General features: G+C 75.3%; 14 protein-coding genes. 7 read left to right on the top strand and 7 right to left on the bottom strand.

Annotated features, from left to right (window positions below):
- The first annotated feature begins 3 nt into the window (after positions 1 to 3).
- From FHR78_RS11335 to FHR78_RS11345, 3 genes are read left to right on the top strand one after another with little or no spacing between them, the layout of a single operon-like run.
- A complete protein-coding gene (locus FHR78_RS11335) occupies positions 4 to 1,221 on the top strand; it encodes an acyl-CoA dehydrogenase (RefSeq protein WP_166760563.1) in 1,218 nt (405 codons plus the stop codon).
- On the top strand, positions 1,215 to 2,765 hold the full coding sequence (locus FHR78_RS11340; protein ID WP_166760564.1) for a PIG-L family deacetylase: 1,551 nt from the start codon (positions 1,215 to 1,217) through the stop codon (positions 2,763 to 2,765). The genes FHR78_RS11335 and FHR78_RS11340 overlap by 7 nt, the downstream gene beginning before the upstream one ends.
- Positions 2,762 to 3,496, top strand: a complete 735-nt coding sequence (locus FHR78_RS11345; RefSeq protein WP_347878162.1) for a glycosyltransferase — start codon at positions 2,762 to 2,764, stop codon at positions 3,494 to 3,496. Before FHR78_RS11340 ends, FHR78_RS11345 begins: the two co-directional genes overlap by 4 nt.
- A gap of 26 nt (positions 3,497 to 3,522) precedes the next feature.
- Here the strand turns inward: FHR78_RS11345 and FHR78_RS11350 are convergent, their stop codons facing one another.
- Positions 3,523 to 3,774 carry a hypothetical protein gene (locus FHR78_RS11350; RefSeq protein WP_166760565.1) on the bottom strand — a complete coding sequence of 84 codons (252 nt, stop codon included), beginning with the start codon at positions 3,772 to 3,774 and terminating at the stop codon, positions 3,523 to 3,525.
- A 111-nt stretch (positions 3,775 to 3,885) separates the two neighbouring features.
- Positions 3,886 to 4,374, bottom strand: coding sequence for a glutathione peroxidase (locus FHR78_RS11355; protein ID WP_166760566.1), 489 nt, complete (start codon positions 4,372 to 4,374; stop codon positions 3,886 to 3,888).
- 174 nt (positions 4,375 to 4,548) lie between these two features.
- On the opposite strand from FHR78_RS11355, the gene FHR78_RS11360 reads away from it, so the two are divergent.
- From FHR78_RS11360 to FHR78_RS11370, 3 genes are all read left to right on the top strand, one after another.
- Positions 4,549 to 5,511, top strand: a complete 963-nt coding sequence (locus FHR78_RS11360; RefSeq protein ID WP_166760567.1) for a helix-turn-helix transcriptional regulator — start codon at positions 4,549 to 4,551, stop codon at positions 5,509 to 5,511.
- A 78-nt stretch (positions 5,512 to 5,589) separates the two neighbouring features.
- A complete protein-coding gene (locus FHR78_RS11365) occupies positions 5,590 to 5,979 on the top strand; it encodes a hypothetical protein (RefSeq protein ID WP_166760568.1) in 390 nt (129 codons plus the stop codon).
- A gap of 101 nt (positions 5,980 to 6,080) precedes the next feature.
- Positions 6,081 to 8,243 carry a choice-of-anchor I family protein gene (locus tag FHR78_RS11370; protein ID WP_166760569.1) on the top strand — a complete coding sequence of 721 codons (2,163 nt, stop codon included), beginning with the start codon at positions 6,081 to 6,083 and terminating at the stop codon, positions 8,241 to 8,243.
- 190 nt (positions 8,244 to 8,433) lie between these two features.
- Here FHR78_RS11370 and FHR78_RS11375 read toward each other — a convergent pair whose 3' ends face one another.
- The 3 genes from FHR78_RS11375 to FHR78_RS11385 all read right to left on the bottom strand — a co-directional run bounded on the left by FHR78_RS11375 (position 8,434) and on the right by FHR78_RS11385 (position 11,302).
- Positions 8,434 to 9,363 (bottom strand): diacylglycerol kinase family protein, encoded by a 930-nt coding sequence (locus FHR78_RS11375; protein ID WP_166760570.1) that lies wholly within the window; start codon positions 9,361 to 9,363, stop codon positions 8,434 to 8,436.
- A gap of 64 nt (positions 9,364 to 9,427) precedes the next feature.
- Complete coding sequence (locus FHR78_RS11380) at positions 9,428 to 9,856, bottom strand: DUF4383 domain-containing protein (protein WP_166760571.1); 429 nt, start codon at positions 9,854 to 9,856, stop codon at positions 9,428 to 9,430.
- Between the two features lie 93 nt (positions 9,857 to 9,949).
- Positions 9,950 to 11,302, bottom strand: a complete 1,353-nt coding sequence (locus FHR78_RS11385) for an AAA family ATPase (protein WP_166760799.1) — start codon at positions 11,300 to 11,302, stop codon at positions 9,950 to 9,952.
- Positions 11,303 to 11,427: 125 nt separating this feature from the next.
- Here FHR78_RS11385 and FHR78_RS11390 point away from each other — a divergent pair, with 125 nt between their 5' ends.
- The gene (locus FHR78_RS11390; RefSeq protein ID WP_166760572.1) at positions 11,428 to 12,426 is read left to right on the top strand and encodes a hypothetical protein; all 999 of its coding nucleotides are present in this window, start codon (positions 11,428 to 11,430) and stop codon (positions 12,424 to 12,426) included.
- 179 nt (positions 12,427 to 12,605) lie between these two features.
- Here FHR78_RS11390 and FHR78_RS11395 read toward each other — a convergent pair whose 3' ends face one another.
- A complete protein-coding gene (locus tag FHR78_RS11395; RefSeq protein ID WP_347878163.1) occupies positions 12,606 to 18,398 on the bottom strand; it encodes a GH92 family glycosyl hydrolase in 5,793 nt (1,930 codons plus the stop codon).
- Between the two features lie 563 nt (positions 18,399 to 18,961).
- The gene (locus FHR78_RS11400) at positions 18,962 to 19,867 is read right to left on the bottom strand and encodes an NmrA family NAD(P)-binding protein (RefSeq protein ID WP_166760573.1); all 906 of its coding nucleotides are present in this window, start codon (positions 19,865 to 19,867) and stop codon (positions 18,962 to 18,964) included.
- Positions 19,868 to 19,986 lie beyond the last annotated feature (119 nt).

Genomic DNA, 19,986 nt, shown 5'->3' on the forward strand with positions numbered 1-19,986 from the left:
AGCATGTACCTCTTCCACGAGGTCGACGCCTCCTCGGCCACGGCCGTCGTCCGCGCTCGTCTCCCGCGATCCGTCGCGGACTCCCTCCTCCTCGCCGCCGACCTGACCGGCCCAGGAGGCGCGGCGCCCGTCCCCGGGGCAGGCTCCACCGCAGACCTGTGGCGGGCCCTCGCGACGCTCGCGGCGCACGACGTCGGGGCGGCCCGGGCCGTCGAGCCGCACCTCGACGCGGTGGCGATCCTCGACCAGGCGCGGGAGGCAGGCGAGGTCGCGCTGCCGGCCCGCGCCTCCTCGTCCGGACGGTTCACCTGGGGGGTGTTCGCCGCCGAGGGGCCGGGCGCGCGGCTCGTCGCGGAGCCGGTCGCGGCCGACACGCCCGACGCGGGCGCTGGGCCCGACACGCCCGAAGCGAGCCCCGCGCCCGACGCGACCGCTGCGCCCGACGCGCCGGGCGCCTCCTGGGCCCTCAGCGGCACCAAGCCGTGGTGCTCGCTCGCCGACGTGCTCGACGGCGCCCTCGTGACGGCGTGGGTCGGCGACGAGCGTCGCCTCTTCGCGGTCGACCTGCGCCAGCCCGGCGTGGAGGTCGTGCCCGGCGCCTGGCACGCGCGCGGACTCGCCGAGATCCCCTCGGGCCCGGTCGTCTTCGACGGCGTGCCCGCCACGCCCGTCGGCGAGCCCGGCTGGTACCTGCGCCGCCCCGGCTTCGAGTGGGGCGGCATCGCCGTCGCGGCCTGCTGGTACGGCGGGGCCGTCGGCGTGGCCGGCGCCCTGCTGCACGCCGCCGTCGCCCGTGACCCCGACCCCTGGCTGCTGCGCGCGCTCGGCGTCGTCGACGAGCGTCTCGCCGACGCCCGCCGGGCCCTCGAGGAGGCGGCGGTCGCGGTCGATGCCGGACGCGCCGTCGGGCAGGAGGCGCGGCTCCTGGCCAAGAGGACGCGCGCCACGGTCGCCCACGCCGCCGAGGACGTCCTCGCGGCCGTCGGCGGCGCCCTCGGCCCCGGCCCGCTCGCCTCCGACCCGGCGCACGCCAAGCGCGTCGCCGACCTCGAGCTGTACCTGCGGCAGCGGCACGCCGAGAAGGACGACGCCTCGCTCGGGGGAGCCGTGCGCGACGCGGCGCTCGCCGCCGCCGACACTGCGCCTGCCGCCGCCGACACTGCGCCTGCCGCCGCCGGTGCGCCCGCGCCCGCCCCCGCCGCGGGGCCCGCCTCGTGGTGAGCTTCGACGCGCGCGAGCCCGGCACCCCCGTGGCGACGTGGCGCTCCGACCCGCGCTGGGCCGCGCTGCCCGCCCCGCGACCGCTCGACCCCGCGACCGCGCCCGAGGCCGCCGAGCCCGACGCGCCCGGTCCCGTCGACCTGGTGGGCGCCTCCGGGCCGGTCGTCGTGCTCGCCGCGCACGCCGACGACGAGACCCTCGGCGCCGGATCGCTCGTGGCGCAGCTCGTGCGCCACGGCCGACCCGTGACGGTCGTCGTGGTGACCGACGGCGCCGCCTCGCACCCCCGCTCGACGACGACCTCGGCCGGGTCGCTCCGCGAGCTGCGGCTGGTCGAGGCCCGCCGGGCCCTCGACGAGCTCGGCACCGGGATCGAGCTCGTCGCCCTCGGCGTCGCCGACGGCGCGGTCCGCGAGGCCCGCGACGAGGTCCGCGGCCGTGTGGCGGCGCTGCTCGCCGAGCGGGCTCCCGTGCTCGTCGTGGCCCCGTGGCGCGGCGACGGCCACCGCGACCACCGGGTGCTCGGCGAGGTGGCCGCGGAGCTCGTGGGAGGCGCCGGGTCCGTCCTGCCGGACGCCCGCCTCCTCGAGTACCCGATCTGGATGTGGCACTGGGGCTCGCCCGACCACGCCGACGTGCCCTGGCCGACGCTCGTGCGCGTCGCCGGGGACGAGGAGGCGGGCCTCGCGAAGCAGCGCGCGCTCGCGCGGTACGCCTCCCAGGTGCAGCCGCTCGGCGACGGGCCGGGCGACGAGGCCGTGCTGCGGCCGGACTTCGTCGAGCACTTCGTCGGCGGCGACGAGGTCTTCGTCGAGGCGCCCGCCGCCGCCGCCCTCGCCGAGGGCGGGTCTTCCGGCTCGACGGCGGGTCGCGCCGGACCCGCCCTCGACCCGGAAGACCCGCCGTCGAGGGAGCCGGAGCGCGAGCTCGCCTCGGAGCCCGCGCTCGCGCCCGCCTTCGACGCGACGCACGCCCGCCGCGACGACCCGTGGGGCGTCACCACCCGCTGGTACGAGCGGCGCAAGCGCGCGCTCGTGCTCGCCGCGCTGCCCGACGAGCGGCTCGGCCGCGTGCTCGAGATCGGCTGCTCGATCGGCGTCGTCACCGAGCAGCTCGCGGGGCGGGCCGACTCCGTGCTCGCCCTCGACGTCTCGTCGGTCGCGGTCGAGCGCGCCCGCGAGCGGCTGGCCGACCGTCCGCACGTCCGCGTCGAGGTCGCCGACGTCTCGGCCGGGCTGCCCGACGGCGAGCAGGACCTGGTCGTGCTCGGCGAGGTCGGCTACTACCTGTCGCCCGCGGCCCTCGGGCAGCTGCTCGCCGACGTCGACCGGCGGCTCGCCCCGGGCGGGTCCCTCGTGGCCTGCCACTGGCGGCACGGCGCCGACGACTTCGCGCAGGACGGCGACGAGGTGCACGAGGCGCTCGCCGCCTGGGCCCGCACGGCCGGGCTGACCCGCGTCGTCGGCCACGTCGAGGAGGACTTCCTGCTCGACGTCTGGTCGCGCGACCCGCGCTCGGTCGCGACGCGGACGGGCCTGCGGTGACGCGCCCGATCGCCGGCGTCGCCGTGGTCGTCCCCGCACGCGACGAGGCCGCCCTGATCGCCCGGTGCCTGGCCTCGGTGCGCGAGGCGCGCCTCCTGCTGGCCGGTCGGGCCCCCGACGGGCCCGGTCGAGCCGAGGAGGTGCGGGTCGTCACCGTCGTCGTGGCCGACGACTGCTCGGACGACACGGCCGCGATCGCGGCCGCCGCCCCGGACGTCACCGTGGTCGAGACCCGCCTCCGCTCCGTCGGCGCCGCTCGCTCGGAGGGCGCCCGGATCGCCGTCGAGAGGCTCGCGGAGCTCGGCGTGCCGCTCGACGCGGTCTGGCTGGCGAACACCGACGCGGACTCCGCCGTGCCGCCCGCGTGGCTCACCTCGCAGCTCGACCTGGCCGACCACGAGGGCGCCGACCTCGTCGTGGGCACCGTGCGGCCGGACTTCGCCGACCTCTCGGACGCCCAGGTCGCGGCCTGGCTGTCGCGGCACACGCCGGGCCGGCCGAACGGCCACGTGCACGGGGCCAACCTGGGCCTGCGCGCGTCGGTCTACGTCGCCGCCGGGGGCTTCGGCGAGCTCGACCTGCACGAGGACGTCGAGCTCGTCGCCCGCGCGAAGGCCGCCGGGGCGGTCGCCGTCGCGTCGGAGGCGGGCGAGGTGCTCACGTCGGGCCGCCAGGTGGGCCGCACTCGCGGCGGCTACGCGGGGTACCTCGCGAACGACCTGCTCGCCTGAGCCGGGGGCCCCGCGGGGACGGGGCGTCAGCCCGAGATCCGGCCGAGCGGCCACGTCGCGACGGCGGAGAGCGGGGGCGGCGCTGCACGACGGGGGGCCGTGGCGACCTCGGCCCGGGCGGGACACGGGCTCGGGCCCGGGACCGCGCCCGGGCCCGGGGTGGCCGAGGTCGCCGGGGTCGCGGCCGCGTCGCCGTCGCGCAGGCGCGAGCGCAGGCTGCGGTAGATCGGTGTGGTCTCGGCGCTCTGGGCGACGAGCGAGTCGTAGATGCTGCTCACGGGCGCGTCCTCTCGGGTCGCCTCCCAGCATAAACGTGACATATCGCCCGCGGTCTGGGAGTCCGCTGCGTCGCGGCTCGCGACCCGCCCGCGCCGACGCCCGTCGGCGGCTCAGCCCCGGGGCAGGGCCGCCTCGATCACGTCGACGATCGCCGGGTCGTCCGGCTCGGTCGTCGGGCGGAACCGGTGCACCTCGCCCGACGGCGTCACGACGAACTTCTCGAAGTTCCACTTCACCTTGCCGGCCTTGCCCGCCGCGTCGGGGGTCTTCTTCAGCTCCGTGTACAGGGGGTGCTCCGACTTCCCGTTGACGCGCACCTTCTCCATCATCGGGAACGTCACGCCCCAGGTCGCCGAGCAGTACTCGTCGATGGCCTCCGACGACCCCAGCTCCTGCAGGAACTGGTTGCTCGGGAACCCCACGACCGTGAAGCCGCGCTCGCCGTAGGTGCGCTGCAGCTGCTCGAGCTTCTCGTACTGCGGGGCGAGCCCGCAGCGCGAGGCGACGTTGACGACGAGCACCACCTTGTCGGCAAAGGCGCCGAACCGGGTGTGCTCGCCGCGGAGGGTGGTCAGGTCGATGTCGTCGAGGGCGCTCATGCGCGCGACGCTACTCGCCGGGCGCGGCGGGCACCTGCGCGCGGCCCCGCACAGCCCCGCCCGGGTCGCTCGCGCCGTCCCCGCGACCGACGCGCACGAAGCACGTGGCGCCTCCTCCGTCAAGCCCCCTCGACCGACTTGTCCTCCGCCGCCCCGCCCGCCAAGATCGGAGGGATGTCCGACGACCCCCGACGCCGTATCCGGGTCGAGGCGCACGGTGAGGACGTCGAGGGCGCGGCCCGGTTCTTCGGGGCGGGCTACGGCGAGGTCGGCGGCCTCCGCTTCGTCGCGAGCGACGAGCCCTTCACGTGGCGGCACACGACGCGCGGCGACGGCGAGCTGACGCTCCGCACGACGCACTTCTCGGGCGACGTCACGGGCACCATCCAGCCGCGCGGCGAGCGGATCGTGCAGTGGATCGGCCGCGGCAGCGCCGTGATGGACATCGGCCGCGACGAGGTGTCGCCCGAGCTCGGGCACCCCGTTCCCTTCCCCTACGGGCGGCCGTTCTCGTTCCGCGTCACCGACGTCGAGCAGAACCTGCTGCACGTCGCCGACAGCGTCGTCGACGAGGTCGCGTCCGAGCGCGAGGACGCCTACCCCGGCTCGGTGCGCTTCGACCACACCGCGGTGCTCGGCGACGAGGCCCGCGGCCGCTTCAACGTCGCCCTGCGCCGGATCGCGCGCACGTACCTCGACGACGACGCCGACGACGCCGCCCGCGCCGAGACGGCGCGGTACGCGGCGGGGGTGCTGCTCGACACGTTCCCGCACACGTCGCGCCGCCTGCCCGACGAGGTGCTCGCGCCGCGCAACGCGTCGCTGCGGCTGGCGATCGAGCACGTGCACGGCCGCGCCCACGAGCCGATCACGCCGAGCGACGTGGCCCGGCACGCCGGCCTCACGCCCCGGGGGCTGCAGCAGGCGTTCAGTCGGCACCTCGACACGACGCCCTCCGAGTACCTGCGCGCCGTGCGGCTCGACCGCGTGCGGGAGGAGCTCGTCGAGGGCAGGCCCGACACCGTGACGGTGGCCGAGGTGGCCACGCGCTGGGCGTTCGCGCACCTGGGTCGGTTCTCCGCCTCCTACGTGCACCGCTTCGACGAGTACCCGCGCGAGACCCTGCAGCGGGTCTGACCGACCGGGCCCTCCAGGCCGCAGGAGGCGGCGGGCGCGTACCGTGGACCACCTCGCCCACCAGCCCCAGGAGCCGTCGTGAAGCGCATCAGCTACGCCGAGGACCACGTCGTCACCGGCGACGCCATCGCCGACGCGGTGATGGCCTACGCGCAGGCGCTGGCCATGTGCGGCCGGTCGGACACCATCGACCTGCCGGGGCTCGACGCCCACGGGGTCCGTCGGCGGTTCCGCATCCTCGTCGGCCCGGCCAGCCAGATGCTGACGAGCGACGTGCGTCCCGAGGACGACGACGCGGGCGACGGCGACATCACGGACGACGCCCTGGTCGACGACCTGCTGGCCCGCACCCGCGACGTGGCCGGCGCGTCGCCGCAGCCCGTGGCGGTGGGCGACGAGGTCGTCGTCGACCTCGACGGCGAGCAGTTCCGCCCCGCGCAGTTCGACGAGGACGCGCTCGGGGCCTGACCCGCCGCCCCTGCCGTTCACCCGGCGGCCACCTCGGCGGCACCTGTCGTGCATACGGTCGTGACGACCCGTCACCCGACCGCACCAGAGAGAGCTCCCGCATGCGCGAACGCCGCCCGGCCTCCCGTCCCACGCCCGCCCGTTCCCGCCGCCCGCTCGGCGCGGTGGCCCTGAGCGGCACCGCGGCCCTCGCGGCCGCCGGCCTGCTCGGCCTCGCGTCGCCCGCCGGCGCGGCCGTCGTCGTCGCCCCCGTCGAGGTCTTCGCCGACCAGGAGGCCTTCGACCTGCAGCCCGTCGGCTCGTACGAGACCGGAACTTTCGACGCCAGCGCCGCCGAGATCGTCGAGCACTGGACCGGCCCGAGCCGTGGCGTCCCCGGCCAGCTGCTGCACCGCCTCCTCGTGGTCAACGCGGCGGAGGCGATCGTCGAGGTCCTCGACGTCGGCACGCCCTCGGCGCCGCGGTCGGCCGGCTTCACGGTGCAGACCACGGGCGTCGTGGCCGCCGACGGCTCGGTCGTGCCCGCCGGCGCGGTCGCCAACTCGGTGTCGGTGCGCGCCGACGGGCTCGGCGCGGTCGCGGTCGAGAGCGACGTCAAGACCGACCTCGGCTGGGTCGTCTTCTTCGACGCGGCGGGCGACGGGACGGCGCTGGGCGCCGTGCGCGTCGGCTCGCTGCCCGACATGCTCGCCTTCAGCCCCGACGGCACGCGGGTGATCGTCGCGAACGAGGGCGAGCCGGCCGAGGACTACTCGGTCGACCCCGAGGGCACGATCAGCGTCGTGGCCGCCCCCGCCACCGTGTCCGCGCCGGCGCAGTCGGCCGTGCGCACGGCCGGCTTCCGGGCCTTCGAGGCGGGCGGCAGCTCGGTGCTCGACCCCGAGGTGCGGATCTTCGGCGGCCGCGCTGACGCGGGCACCGTCACCGACGCGTCACCGCTGCTGTACCCGGTGTCCGAGAACCTCGAGCCCGAGTACGCGACCTTCTCGGCCGACGGCGCCACGGCGTGGGTCTCGCTGCAGGAGGCGAACGCCCTCGCGATCGTCGACGTCGCCTCGGCCGCCGTCACCGACGTCGTGCCGCTCGGCAGCGTCGACCGCTCGGTCGTGCCCTTCGACCCCTCCGACCGCGACGGCGCCGACGGCGGCCCCGCGATCGCGATCGACACGTGGGCGGGCGTGCGCGGCTACCTCATGCCCGACACCATCGCCAGCTACGAGGTCGACGGCTCGACCTACGTCGTCACCGCGAACGAGGGCGACTCGCGCGACTGGGACGGCTACAGCGAGGTGTCGCGCGTCAGCGCCCTCGGCCGCAACGGCGTCGCGCCGGTCTGCGCCACGGCGCCCGCGGCGGGGTCGCTGGGCGCCGCCGCGCTAGGCCGCCTGAACGTGACGACCGCGAACGGCCTCAGCGCCGACGGCTCGTGCTACGAGACGCTCTACACCTTCGGGTCGCGGTCGTTCAGCATCCTCGACGCGGCCGGCCGGCAGGTCTTCGACTCGGGCTCCGACTTCGAGGAGGTCACGGCGGCCGCCGCCCCCGAGTTCTTCAACTCGAACCACACCGAGTCCGGCCTCGACGGCCGCAGCGACGACAAGGGCCCCGAGCCCGAGGGCGTGGCCCTGGGCGAGATCGACGGGCGCACCTACGCGTTCATCGGCTTCGAGCGCGTGGGCGGGATCGCCGTCTACGACGTGACCGTGCCGACCGCCGCCTCCTTCGTGGCCTACGTGAACAACCGGGACTTCTCGGTGTCGGGCGAGGACGCGGCCGACGCGGCCGACCCCGCGGCGGTGCTGTCGGCCGCCGGCGACCTCGGGCCCGAGGGCCTGGCGTTCATCCCGGCCGCCGACTCGGCGACCGGCGAGCCGATGCTCGCCGTCGGCAACGAGGTGTCGGGCACGACGACGCTCTTCGCGATCTCGGTGCCGGCCGCGGTCGAGCCGGTCGAGCCGCCCGTCGTCGTGGACCCGCCCGTCGTGGTCGACCCGCCGGTGGCGGTCGACCCGCCGGTCGTCGCCCCGGGCGACGGCGCCGGTGCGCCGGGTGCGGGCGCCGGTGCCGGTGCGGGCGCAGGTGCGGGTGCGGACGGCGCAGGAGGCGCGGGCACGTCGACCGCGGCCGGGTCGTCGCGCGACGACCTCGCCTACACCGGTGCGGAGCTGGCGTCCTGGGCCCTGCCCCTCGCCGCCGGACTCGTCGCCGCAGGAGTCGCGCTGCTCGTCCGGGCGCGCCGTCGGGCTGCTCGCCTGCGGGGCTGACGCCTCCCCTCGAGGCCCGGCCCGCGCCTCCTCGGCTCGCCTGCCCCTCTCGTGCCTCCTCGTGCCGCGCGCTGGCACCGGCTGCCGCACGGCGAGAGAGACGAGTTGCCCCGAATGGTCGCTCCCTGACGCGCGGGGCGACCATCCGGGGCAACTCGATGCTCGGCCGGGCCGGGCGATCGGCGCGGGGTCAGGCCTTCAGGGCAGCGGCGGCGGGCGCGAGCACGTGCAGGACCCCGGGCGCGACCTCGACCGTGACCGGCAGCGACCCGACTCGCTCGCCGTCGGCGTAGGCCACGACGTCGTCGGAGTCGATCACGACCTTCCGCACGCGGTGCACGTGCACCCGCGGGTCGGCGAGGTGGGTGCCGCGCGCGACCTTGAGGAACAGCCCGACGAACTGCAGGCGCCCCAGGGGCTCCACGATCAGCACGTCGAGCAGCCCGTCGTCGAGGCGGGCGTCGGGCAGCACGGTCGTGCCTCCGCCGAACGATCGCCCGTTGCCGACGGTCACGAGGGTGCCCTCGACCTCGCGCGCGACCCCGTCGAGCTCGAGCCGGTACGAGAGCGGCCGCAGGCGTGCCAGCTCGATCAGCAGGGCTAGGTCGTAGCGGCGACGTCCCGCGGGCCAGCGCAGCCGGTTGGTGCGCTCGTTGACGACGGCGTCGAAGCCGGCCGACAACACGCAGCCGAACCACGAGGTCTCGCCGTCACGGGTCACCTTGCCGGCGTCGACGACGAGGGGCGGACGCTCCAGCAGCGACACGAGGAGGCGCGTGGCCGCCTCGGGGTCGTCGTGCGGCAGCCCGAGGGTGCGGGCCATGTCGTTGCCGGTGCCCGTCGGCACGATCCCCAGCGCGACCGGCACCCCGACGACGAGCTGGACCCCGAGGTTGACGACGCCGTCGCCGCCGACCACGACGAGCGCGTGGGGGAGCGTCAGCACCTGGGCGCGGGCGGCCGCGGCGAGGGCCTCGACGGTCGGCTCGCGGAGCGGCACCACGTCGTGGCCCGCCGCCCGCAGGGCGTCGACGACGGCGTCGCCGACCTCGCGTCCGCGGCCGGACGAGGCGGACGGGTTGATCGCGACGACGACGCGGCGGCGGGGAGTCGGGTCCATCCCCCGATCATGTCAGCGCGGAGGCTCCGCCGCCCCGCCGTCCGGCGTCAGCGTGGGCGCGGCCTCAGCGGCGGCGGCGCTCCGCACCGATCGCGGTGAGCAGCAGGATGCCGCCGGCGACGAGGTGCACGATGTCGTCGCCGAGGTTCAGCGCGAGGAGGTTGGCCTCGGTGTCGCGCACGAGGAACCCGGCGACGCCGAGCACCACGAAGAGCAGGCCGACGACCGTGGCGATGCTGCGGGCCGGTCCGCGGCCGGAGGCGCCCGCGATGATCAGGCCGGCGCCCGAGAGCACCCAGATGACGACGAGGGCGGGGGTGACGTTGAGGAACCCGAGCGCCGCCCCGGTCGTGCCGAAGAACGGGCCCATGTTCTCGGCCAGGAAGCCGCAGGCACCGACCAGCAGGACGATCGTGCCGATCGTGAGGGCGGCCGCGCGGTTCGGCGACTCGCGGATCGTGGGCTCGTAGGCGGCAGGGGTCGTCGAGGTCATCCCCCGATCATGCCAGAGCACCCCCGCAGGAGGTGCGGTGCACCCCTGCAGGACGCCCCGGTGCCCGAGACACGCCCGGTGCCCCGCTGCTCCTCACCCCGCCGCGCCCGCACCGGCAGCACCCGCGCCGTCCCCGTCCGCGGCCGCCGCCGCGTCCTCCGCCGCCCGGATCGCCGGCACCCGCGTCGCCTGGCTCATGAACCGCCGCACGTCGAGGTCGACGATGATGTCGGCGGGCCGCAGGGGCCGCGTGAGGTAGAGCCCGTCGAGGGCGGTGATGCGGCTCAGCGCGACGTAGGTCTGCCCGGCGCTGAACACCCGGCTGCCGAGGTCGACGATCGCGCTGTCGTAGGTCTTGCCCTGCGACTTGTGGATGGTCACGGCCCAGGCCAGCCGCAGCGGGAACTGCGTGAACTCGGCGACGACGTCCTTGCGCAGCTGCTTGGTCGAGGCCGACCACGAGTACGCGAACTTCTCCCACACGGCGGGCTGCACCTCGTGCTCCTCGCCGTCGACCTCGACGAAGACCGTGTCGCGCACCTTCGTCACCGTGCCCGTGGTGCCGTTCACCCAGCGCTGGTCCTGGTCGTTGCGCAGGAACATCACGCGCGCGCCGCGCTTGAGCTCGAGGGCCTCGTCGGCGGGGAACGCCCGCCCGCCGAACTCGCCGCTGACCTCGGCCTTGGCCGTGAGCACGCGCCCCGGCAGCCGTTCGAGCTCGACCTTGTTGATGCGGGTCACGGTGTCGTTGCGGGTCGCGAGCGTGATGGCCGTGCCGTCGGTCGGGGCGGGCCGTGCGCCGGCGCCGTTGAGGGCCCCGGCGATCTCGGCGGTGACGCGGCCGTGGCGCACGGCGTTCAGCATCTCCTTGAAGTCGCCCTCGGTCTGCCGGTGGATGAAGGCCAGCTCGTAGATGCGCAGCGCGGCCTCTTGCCAGACGTGCGCGTCGAAGAACCACATCGACCGGTAGTTGTCGCGGAAGTACGCCCGCTCCTCGGCGTCGCCGGGCACCGGCGGCAGCTGGTACGGGTCGCCGAACAGCACGACCTGCACGCCGCCGAACGGCTCGGACCGTCGCTGCCGGGCCTGCCGCAGCGACCGGTCGATCGCGTCCATCAGGTCGGCGTTCACCATCGACACCTCGTCGATGACGAGCGTGTCGATCGTGTTGAGCAGCTTGCGCAGCTCGCTGTTCTGGTCGATGTCGTGGTCGGCGATGAGGCCGATCGAGAGGCGGAACAGCGAGTGGATCGTCTGCCCGCCGACGTTCAGCGCCGCGACGCCGGTGGGGGCGCAGATGACGACCTGCTTCGAGGTGTTCCACGACAGGTGGTTCAGCAGCGTCGACTTGCCGGTGCCGGCGCGGCCGGTGACGAAGATGTGCTCGCGGGTGTCCTCGATGGCGTCGAACACGGCCTGCTGCTCGGCGGAGAGGGCGACGGACACGGTCGGCACGGGCCTTTCGACGGAGGTGGGGGCCGGCACCGAGGAGGCGCGGCGAGGGTCCCAATCTACCCGCGCCTCCTCGGCTGCACGGCTGTCCGTGACCTCCGCCGACCTATGCTGTGGACATGTCTTCGTCCGTGGGGGAGAGGAGGCGCGCGTCGTCGTGGTGGCCCTTCGTCGCCATCTGGGGCGGCGCGGCGCTCTTCGTGCTGATCGGGTTCGCCGTGACCGTCGTGGCGCTCAACGCGACCGTCTACAGCGCCGGCGGCTTCGCCCGCGGCTACCTCGACGCCGTCGACCGCGGCGACACGGCCAGCGCCCTCACCCTCGCGGGCATCGAGCCGACCGACGAGCTGGAGGACAGCCTCCTCACCGTCCCGTCGCTCGGCGGCCTCGCCGACGTGCGCGAGGAGTCCGAGCTCCAGCTCGCCGACGGCACCCGCACCGTGACGATGACGTACACGCTCGACGGCACCCCGGGGCGGTCGCAGTTCGTCGTGCAGCGGGCCGGCACCCGCTTCGGCGTGTTCCAGGCCTGGAGCTTCGCGCAGGCACCGACCGCGACCCTCGACGTCACGCCGCAGAACGACCCGCGGTTCACCGTCGACGGCCGCCAGGTGACCACCGAGAGCGGCGACGTCGCGACGCGCTTCGAGGTGCTGGCGCCCTCGCGGTTCACCCTCTCGCACGAGAGCGCCTACCTCGAGGCGCCGCCCGTGACGGTGGCCGTGATCAGCGCGGGGGGCACGTCGTCGGCCAGCGTCGCGACCGTGGCCCGCGCCTCCTTCTCGCAGACCCTGCAGGAGCAGCTCGACGCGATGCTCGACACCGACTGCGTCACGCAGGCCGTGCTGCTTCCCGCGGGCTGCCCCTTCGGCAGGCAGGTCGACGACCGCGTCACGGGCGACCCGGCGTGGAGCATCGTCGCCTACCCGGCGCTCTCGGTGCAGCCCGGCACGGTCTCGGGCCAGTGGCTCGTCACCGAGGCCGCGGGCACGGCGCACCTCGTCGTCGACGCGCAGGCGCTCTTCGACGGGCGCCGCTACACGATCGACGAGGACGTCCCCTTCACCGTCAGCTACACGATGACGATCGACACGGGCGACCTCCTCACCTTCCAGTAGCCCGCCGGGCGGTGAGCCGTCACGAACGGCTCTTCCCGGGGCAGGGAAGAGCCGTTCGTGACGGCTCACGAGGCACGGGCCAGGGGCAGGCAGCCCCAGGACAGAAGGAGGCGGCCCCCGCCCCGGTGGGGGAGGGGGCCGCCTGCTGCAGCACCGGTCGGGCGCCCGCGGGGGTCGCCCTACCGCGCGGCGACCTCGTGACGGCGACGGCGGCGCCGGGCCGCCTCGAGGGCGAGCACCAGCCCGCCGGCGGCGAGCAGCACGCCGCCGACCAGCCCGGCGTCGACGGCCTGGTCGCGGTCGCCGCCCGTGTAGGCGAGCGAGCCGTCGTACGAGCCGGGCCGCAGCGGGGCGCGCCCCGCGTCGGCCGGGGCCGTGTCGACCACCTCGAACGCGGCGCGCACGGCCACCTGCGACGTCGCGCCCAGGGCCTCGACCTCGTGGGCGCCGGTCGTGGCGTCGGCGGGCACCGTGAACGACCCGCGGACGATGCCGTCCGCGTCGGCGGTCAGCGTGCCGAGCGCGATCGGGTCGCTGAACAGCGTCAGCGTCACCTGCTCGCCCGGGGCGAAGCCGTTCCCGTCGACGGGGACGACCGTGCCCCGCGTCGCCGAGTCGGCGAGCACCGAGATCGACGGCGTCCACACCGTGCCGGGGTCGCCCGGCGTGCCCGGCTGACCCGGGGTGCCCGGCTGGCCCGGCGTGCCCGGGGTGCCCGGCTGGCCCGGCGTGCCCGGGTCGCCCGGGGTGCCGGGTCCGGGGCCCGGGTCGACCGGTGCCGCCGCGATCACGGCGGTCGTGGTCGCCGCCGCGCTCGAGCGTCCGTCGTCGACCGTCACGGTCACCGTGTAGCTGCCCGCGAGCGCGTAGGTGTGCGCCCCCGAGACGACGCCGTCGACGATCGTGCCCGGCGTGAGGGCCGTGCCGTCGCCCCAGTTGACGAGCGCCGAGACGCCCGGGCCGGCAGCGTCGCCCGAGCCCGCGGCGTCGCCGACCCCGCCGGTCACGGTCGCCAGCGCGCCCGAGACCTCGGTGCCGGCGGTCCCGGCCAGGCCGGCCTCCGCGCCCGTGGCGACCAGCGCCTCCGGCGGTGCGAGGCGCGTGCCGTCGGTCGCGATCGCGAACACGTGGATCCGACCGGCCGACCGCGGGTCGCCCGTCTGCGTCGGCAGGGTGAGCGACACCGCTCGCTTGCCCTCGGGCAGCGTCACCGGCGCGGTCGAGTACACGCCCGCGACGGTCGTGTCGGAGCCGTTCGCGCCCCGCGTGCGCCCGTCCGACGTCGCGACCACGATGTTGCCGAACGACGGCGTGGTCACCCCGCCGGTCCAGTCGCCGAACTCGATGGGCAGCTGCTGCGTCGTGCCGTCGTCGAAGGTCAGCGTGCCGACCGTCTGCTGCGGCTTCTCGGTCGCGGTGCCGATCACCGACAGCTGCGTCACGTCGTCGCCGAGGTCGAGCGGCAGCACCTGGCCCTGGCCGGTCGCGTTGTCGGGCTCGCCGGCGGGCACCGCCGGCAGGTCGAACGACAGCGCGGTGCCGGGCACCTCGACCGTCTCGCCCTGCACGAAGCCCTTGCCCGCCAGCGACGGCCGCGAGAACCCGGCGTCGAGGTAGTCGCAGTTCGCGGCCTGCCCGGGCTCGCCGAGGCAGACGCTGTCGAAGGCGTCGGTGGACGAGGGAGCCGTCCGCGACACGACCACCGAGGCCGTCGTCGTCGCGGAGTCGGTGCCGTCCTGCGCCGTGACGATCGCCGTGTACGTCGCCGGGGCGTCGAACACCCGGGCCGGGGCCGTGACGTCCCAGCCGCCGAGGGCGGTGGGCGTCAGCGTCGCCGGCTGCGGGCCGTCGCCGTCGAGCCAGTCGACCGTCGCCGTCAGCCCCTCGGGAACGGCGCCGGCGTCCGTGCCGTCCGTCCCGTCCGCCGAGGAGGCGCGGGTCAGCGTGGCCACGGCGCTCTCGAACGAGGCGCCCGCCTCGCTCGTCAGGCCCGGCTTGCCGGTCAGCGTGAAGGCGCCGGCCGGTGCCGTCGGGTCGGCCATCAGCTCGATCTCGCTGAGGGTCGCCGCGCGGCCGTCGCCGGTGCCGGTCGTCGCGATCCGGTACCAGGTGAAGGGCCGCGGGTCGGTGACGGTGAACGGCCGCGTCTGCAGCGCCGACGGGAACGTCTGCGCCGTGCGCTCGTCGAGCGGCAGCCACGTGGTGCCGTCCGTCGAGCCCTCGAGCGTCCAGCCGGTGGGCGACGAGGTGCCCTGCGCGCCGTTGGTCAGCGTGTACCGCGACACGGTCACCGGCCCGGAGGCCGAGCGCCACGTGACGTCGGCGTCGGGCAGGTCGAACGTGGCCGAGGTGCTCGCCGAGTCGTCGGCGAGGCGGGCGACGTCCGTGACGTCGCTCGCGCTGAGCACGCCCTGGCCGGCGGTGGTGGCGTCGACCAGCGTCGCCGCCGGGTCGGCGGCCTCGGGGGCGTGGGCCGCCCATCCGCTCGGCTGCTCGCCCATCCGGAACGTCAGCTCGCCTCCTCGGTTGATGCTCTGCTGGCTCAGCGAGGCGGTGTCGAGCGCCTCGCCGTCGAGCGTCGCCGACTGCACGTAGACGGCGTCGTTCGAGTTGCCCTCGGCGCGGACGGTGAAGTCCTTGCCGTTCTCGAGGTGGATGGTCGCCGCGTCGAAGAGCGGCGAGCCGATCGTGTACGAGTCGGTGCCCATGGCGAGCGGGTAGAAGCCGAGCGCCGAGAACAGGAACCACGACGACATCTCGCCGTTGTCCTCGTCGCCGGGGTAGCCCTGGCCGATCTCGCTGCCCACGAAGAGGCGCTGGGTGATCTCGCGGACGACCTCCTGCGTCGTCGCCGGGTCGCCGTTCGCGGCCGAGATGTACGGGATGTGGTGCGAGACCTGGTTGCTCATGCCGAGCTGGCCGATCCGCACGTCGCGGGCCTCGACCATCTCGTGGATGACGCCGCCGTAGCCGCCCGGCTTGTCCGCCTCCTCGGGGGTGCCGTAGAACTCGGCGAGCTTGGCGTCGAGGCCCTCGGACCCGCCGTAGAGCGCGGCGAGGCCGGGCACGTCGAACGGGGCGTGGAACGCGAAGTTCCAGCCGTTCGTCTCGGTGTAGGCGCCGCCCCACGACTCGGGGTCGTAGGTGTCGGCCGGCTCGGCGAAGGCGCCGTCGGCGTCGCGCGCCTGGAAGAAGCCGGTCGCCGGGTCGAACAGCGTGCCGTAGTCGCGGGCGCGGTCGAGCAGCCAGGCCGACTCCTCCCTCAGCTGCCCGCGCCGCGCCTCCGGGGTCGCGGGGTCGTCGGCGAGCTTCGCCGCCATCTGCCCGAGGCCGAAGTCGTTGATGTGGCCTTCGAGGCCCCACGAGACGCTCTCGCCGGTGCTCGACGGCGTCCAGCCGAGGAACAGCGACTGGTCGAGGCCCTTGCGCCCGACGCCGCTCTGGGTCGGCTGCACGCTCGCGTTCTTGAGCGCCGCGTCGTACGCCTCGAGCGCGAGGTCGCCGTCGACGGCGCCCTTCACGTAGGCGTCGGCGAACGCGACGTCCGAGCTCGTGCCCGTCATCAGGTCGGCGTAGCCGGGGCTCGACCAGCGCGCGATCCAGCCGGCGTCGCGGTACTGCTGCACGAAGCCGTCCATGAGGCGGCTCGCCACCTCGGGGTAGAGCAGCGAGTAGGCGGGCCAGACGGTGCGGTAGGTGTCCCAGAAGCCGTTGTTGACGTAGACCTCGCCGTCCATCACCTGCGCGTTGGTCGTCGTGTCCGTCGCGGCGCCCTGGGTCGGGGCGACCGGGCTCGCGTACCGGTTGACCGGCGCGGCGGCGGTGCCCGTGTTCTCGAACTGCGAGTTCGGGAACATGTTCAGGCGGTACAGGCTGCCGTAGAGCGTCGCGAGCTGGTCGTCGCGGGCGCCCTCGACCGTGACCACGCCGAGGCGGTCGTTCCACTGGCGCTCGGCCGCCTCGCGCACCTCGTCGAAGCTGCGGCCGGTCACCTCGAGGTCGAGGTTGCGGGTCGCCTGCTCGGACGAGATGAACGAGGTCGCCAGCCGCAGCTCGACCACGCCCGCGGGGCTGCCCGCGCTCGCCGCGGAGGCGTCGAACGAGGCGTACTGCGCGCCTGCCCGGTCGCCGGCGGCGGCGCCCACGGAGGTGGGCGTGCGGTCGAACCGACCGCTCACGAACATGCGGGTCGCCCCGACCGAGAGGCCGGAGCCGCCCTCGACCCAGCCGGAGACCCGGCCGTCGGCCGAGACGCTCAGGCCCGAGGTGCCCGCGACGCGGTCGACGAGCACGCTGCCGGTGCGCGCGTCGGGGTCCGTGCCCTTAGGGAAGGCGAACCGCAGCACGGCGCCGTGGTCGGTCGGCGTGACGGCGGCCTCGAGGCCGCTGGTGGTCGCCACGCTGTAGAGGTCGGGGCGCGCGATCTCGGCCCCGTGGTCGAACTGGAGGGCCCGGGTGGTGAGCGAGGCGTCGGGCGCACCCGCGCCTCCTGCGGTCGCGGCCGTCGTCGACGGCAGGATCGCGAGCTGGTTCCGGTCGCCCATCCACGGGCTCGGCTCGTGCGAGACGCCGATGCCCTGCAGGCGGGGCAGGTTCGCGTCGTCGTTGCCGCGCTGGTAGTCGTACAGCCAGCTCTGGCTCGACGCGTTCGTCATCGGGGTCCAGAAGTTGAAGCCGTTCGGCACCGTGGCCGCCGGCACGTTGTTGCCGCGGCTGAAGCCGCCGGTCGAGTTCGTGCCCCGCCGGGTGTCGACGTAGTTCACGAGGCTCGAGCCGTCGACCCGCGCGGGGGCGGGGTCGAGGTCGAGGTCGTCGACCCAGCCCTGGAACCGGGTGCCGACCGCGCCGCCGGCGTTGTCGTAGTCGAACAGGACGCGCGTCACGGTCTCGCCGGCGAGGTCGCCGAGGGGCACCCGCACCGAGTTCCACTGGTCGGCGTAGAGGATCTTCGAGCTGCCGCGGTCGGCGGCCGAGGCGCCCTCGCCGTGGGAGTCGACGATGCCCTCGACGCCGTTCACCGTGCGGCCGCTGGCCAGCTCGAGGTCGATCGCGGCGTAGGTGGCGGGGTACTGCAGGTCGCCGCCCAGCTCGGGGAAGATCTTGTACGAGAACTCGGTGTCGTCGCCGATCTCGAGCTCGAGGTCCTCGAACAGCACGTTCGTGGCCCGGCCCTCCGCGGCCGTGTGCTCGCCCGCGTAGCGCAGCGACTTGGTGCCGCTGAAGCCCGCGCCGGGCTTCATGTTCGGGCCGCTGACCGGGCCGCCGCCGACCACGGTCACCATCGGGCCGGCCTCGGGCACGGCGTCGGTGCCGTCGCCGAGCGACCAGTCGGCGAGCTGGGTGAGGCTCCCGCCCGCGTTGGCGGTGATGTCGAGGCGGTAGGCGTCGTAGGCCGCCGGCGCCGCGACGGCGTACTCGTTCGTCGCGCCGCGGCCCGTGAAGGCGACCGCGGGCTGCACGTCGAGGTCGACCCAGTTGACGCCGCCGTCCGCGGAGCCCTGCAGGGTCACCGCGCGGGGGTCGCGCTCGGGGGCGTCGTTGCCGCTGGTGAGCGACCACTCGGTCGCCCTCTGGGGCGAGTCGAGCAGGTAGGTGATCGTCGCGGTGCGCTGGAACGCGAGCCACTTGCTCGCCGGGTTGCCGTCGGTGAGGTTGACGGCGATCTCGCCGGGGGCGTTCTCCGCGCTCGCGGAGGCCTTCGTCACGTGGCCGAGCAGGCTGCCCGGCGGCAGGCCGTTCGAGGCCTTCACGGTGCCGAGGTCGTCAGGGGTGGCGGGCGTGCTCGCGAGGGGCTGCGCGTCGTCCGCCTCGAAGCTGGTGCGCCAGTCGTCGCCGAGCACGGCCGCCGCGCGGGCGTCGCCGGAGCCGGCGCGCCCGGCTGAGCCAGCGGCGCCGGCCGAGCCGGCCGCGTTCGCCGGGGAGACGCCGACGAGGGCGCCGGTCGCCGCCAGGGCGGTCGCGGTCAGGATCACCCCCGCCCGCTGTGTCCGATCCCTCCAGCGAGCTGAGGCTCGCTGCTGTCGTTCGGCCTGGTGGGGTCGAGCTGACGCCATCGTCGTTCTCCTGCGGGTGATCCCGTGATCTGGGTGGGGCCGCTCAGTAGCGGCCGCGCATGACGGGGTACACGTGTCGTCGATGACAGCGCCGTCAGCTCGTCATTCCTATCGGCAGCGTGGCCCCCGGTCAAGGGGCATCCACTGGTCGCGGGGTACAGGTGACGGGTCTCGGCTGCGGGCTGCCGCCTCCTCGTCTGCCCTCCTCGCCGTCGCGCGGACCGTCGCGCGAGCCGTCACGAACGGCTGCTCAGGGCGTCGCGAGCAGCCGTTCGTGACGGTTCACCGGGCGGGCCCGGGGCAGGGCAGGGCAGGGCAGGGCAGGGCAGGGGAGGACAGGGGTCAGGGGCCTGCCGACGGGACTCGCCACGATTCAGGAATCACGGCGCGGGCTGTCCTGATCCGTGCACGGTTCAGGACGCCCGCTCCCCCCGCGACGCGATGCAGGACTCATGTTCCTGAATGAGGAGAGGCAGGGTAGGTCAGGCCTGGGAGGCGACGTGCGCGGCGAGCACGTCGCGGGTGGTCGTCCAGCGTCGGCCCTCGCCCCAGCGCTCGTTGTCGACGCGGCGCAGCTGGCCGTCGCCGCTGTACATGCTCACGAGGTACTGCATGCCCTGCCAGGCGGGGAACGCCTCGTCGGTCTCGCGCGAGAACCGCCGCATGCCCTTGCTCATCGCCGAGAGCAGTCCGGTCGTGCCGGCCCACTGCGCGCGGAACGGCTCGCCCGTCAGCGACGACATGGTGCGGGCGAGCTCGCGGGCGGTGACGCGGTCGCCGGCGACCTCGACGTAGCGCGGGGCGGCCGGGTCGAGGGCGGCGGCGGCGGCGACGGCGGCGGTGTCGTCCTTCGAGGTGAAGTCGAGCACCTGGTCGGCGTCCGACCAGAACAGCACGAGCTTGCGGTCGGCCAGCACGATGGGGGCCTGGCCGGTGAGCATGTCGGCGAACGCGCCGTTGAGCACCGACGTCGCCCGGATCGGCGACGCGTCGACCACCCCGGCGAACTCGCGCCGGAACTCGAGGTTGCGGTTCGACCGCGGCGGCAGGTACCGGTAGTCGGCCGAGTAGTCGCTCGGCACGAAGCGCGGCACGCCCTCGGCGACCGCGGCCTCGAGCAAGGCGGTCTGTGCGTCGACGATCACGTCGCGCACCCCGCTGACCGTCGACACGACGACGTCGGCCCCGCGGACCGCGTCGCGCAGCGCCGCCGGGGCGTCGTAGGAGGCGCGGGTCACGACCACGCCCTCGGTCCCGCCGAACAGGCGGTCGGCCGCACCGCTCTCGGGGCGGGTGAGCACGCGGACGTCGGCGCCCCGGGCGAGCAGCTCGCGGACGACGCGGCGACCGAGGTCGCCCGTCGCTCCGGCGACGATGGCTGTGGGCATGGGGGGCTCCTGACGTGGGTCCTCCATCAGTACGCGCTCGGCGCCTCCTGCGTCCCCTCCCGGCCCCGACCCCCGGCCCCTCGGCCGACGAACCGACGAGAAAGGCTCCTCACGCACGC

It is taken from the genome of Frigoribacterium faeni (assembly GCF_011761235.1).
Taxonomy (GTDB): Bacteria; Actinomycetota; Actinomycetes; order Actinomycetales; family Microbacteriaceae; genus Frigoribacterium; species Frigoribacterium faeni_A.

Excerpts from the sequence above, each read along its gene's own strand:
- FHR78_RS11355 (WP_166760566.1), bottom strand. The coding sequence starts at position 4,374 with ATGAGCGCCCTCGACGACATCGACCTGACCACCCTCCGCGGCGAGCAC.
- FHR78_RS11335 (WP_166760563.1), top strand. The coding sequence starts at position 4 with ATGTACCTCTTCCACGAGGTCGACGCCTCCTCGGCCACGGCCGTCGTC.
- FHR78_RS11400 (WP_166760573.1), bottom strand. The coding sequence starts at position 19,867 with ATGCCCACAGCCATCGTCGCCGGAGCGACGGGCGACCTCGGTCGCCGC.
- FHR78_RS11370 (WP_166760569.1), top strand. The coding sequence starts at position 6,081 with ATGCGCGAACGCCGCCCGGCCTCCCGTCCCACGCCCGCCCGTTCCCGC.
- FHR78_RS11375 (WP_166760570.1), bottom strand. The coding sequence starts at position 9,363 with ATGGACCCGACTCCCCGCCGCCGCGTCGTCGTCGCGATCAACCCGTCC.
- FHR78_RS11390 (WP_166760572.1), top strand. The coding sequence starts at position 11,428 with ATGTCTTCGTCCGTGGGGGAGAGGAGGCGCGCGTCGTCGTGGTGGCCC.
- FHR78_RS11380 (WP_166760571.1), bottom strand. The coding sequence starts at position 9,856 with ATGACCTCGACGACCCCTGCCGCCTACGAGCCCACGATCCGCGAGTCG.
- FHR78_RS11360 (WP_166760567.1), top strand. The coding sequence starts at position 4,549 with ATGTCCGACGACCCCCGACGCCGTATCCGGGTCGAGGCGCACGGTGAG.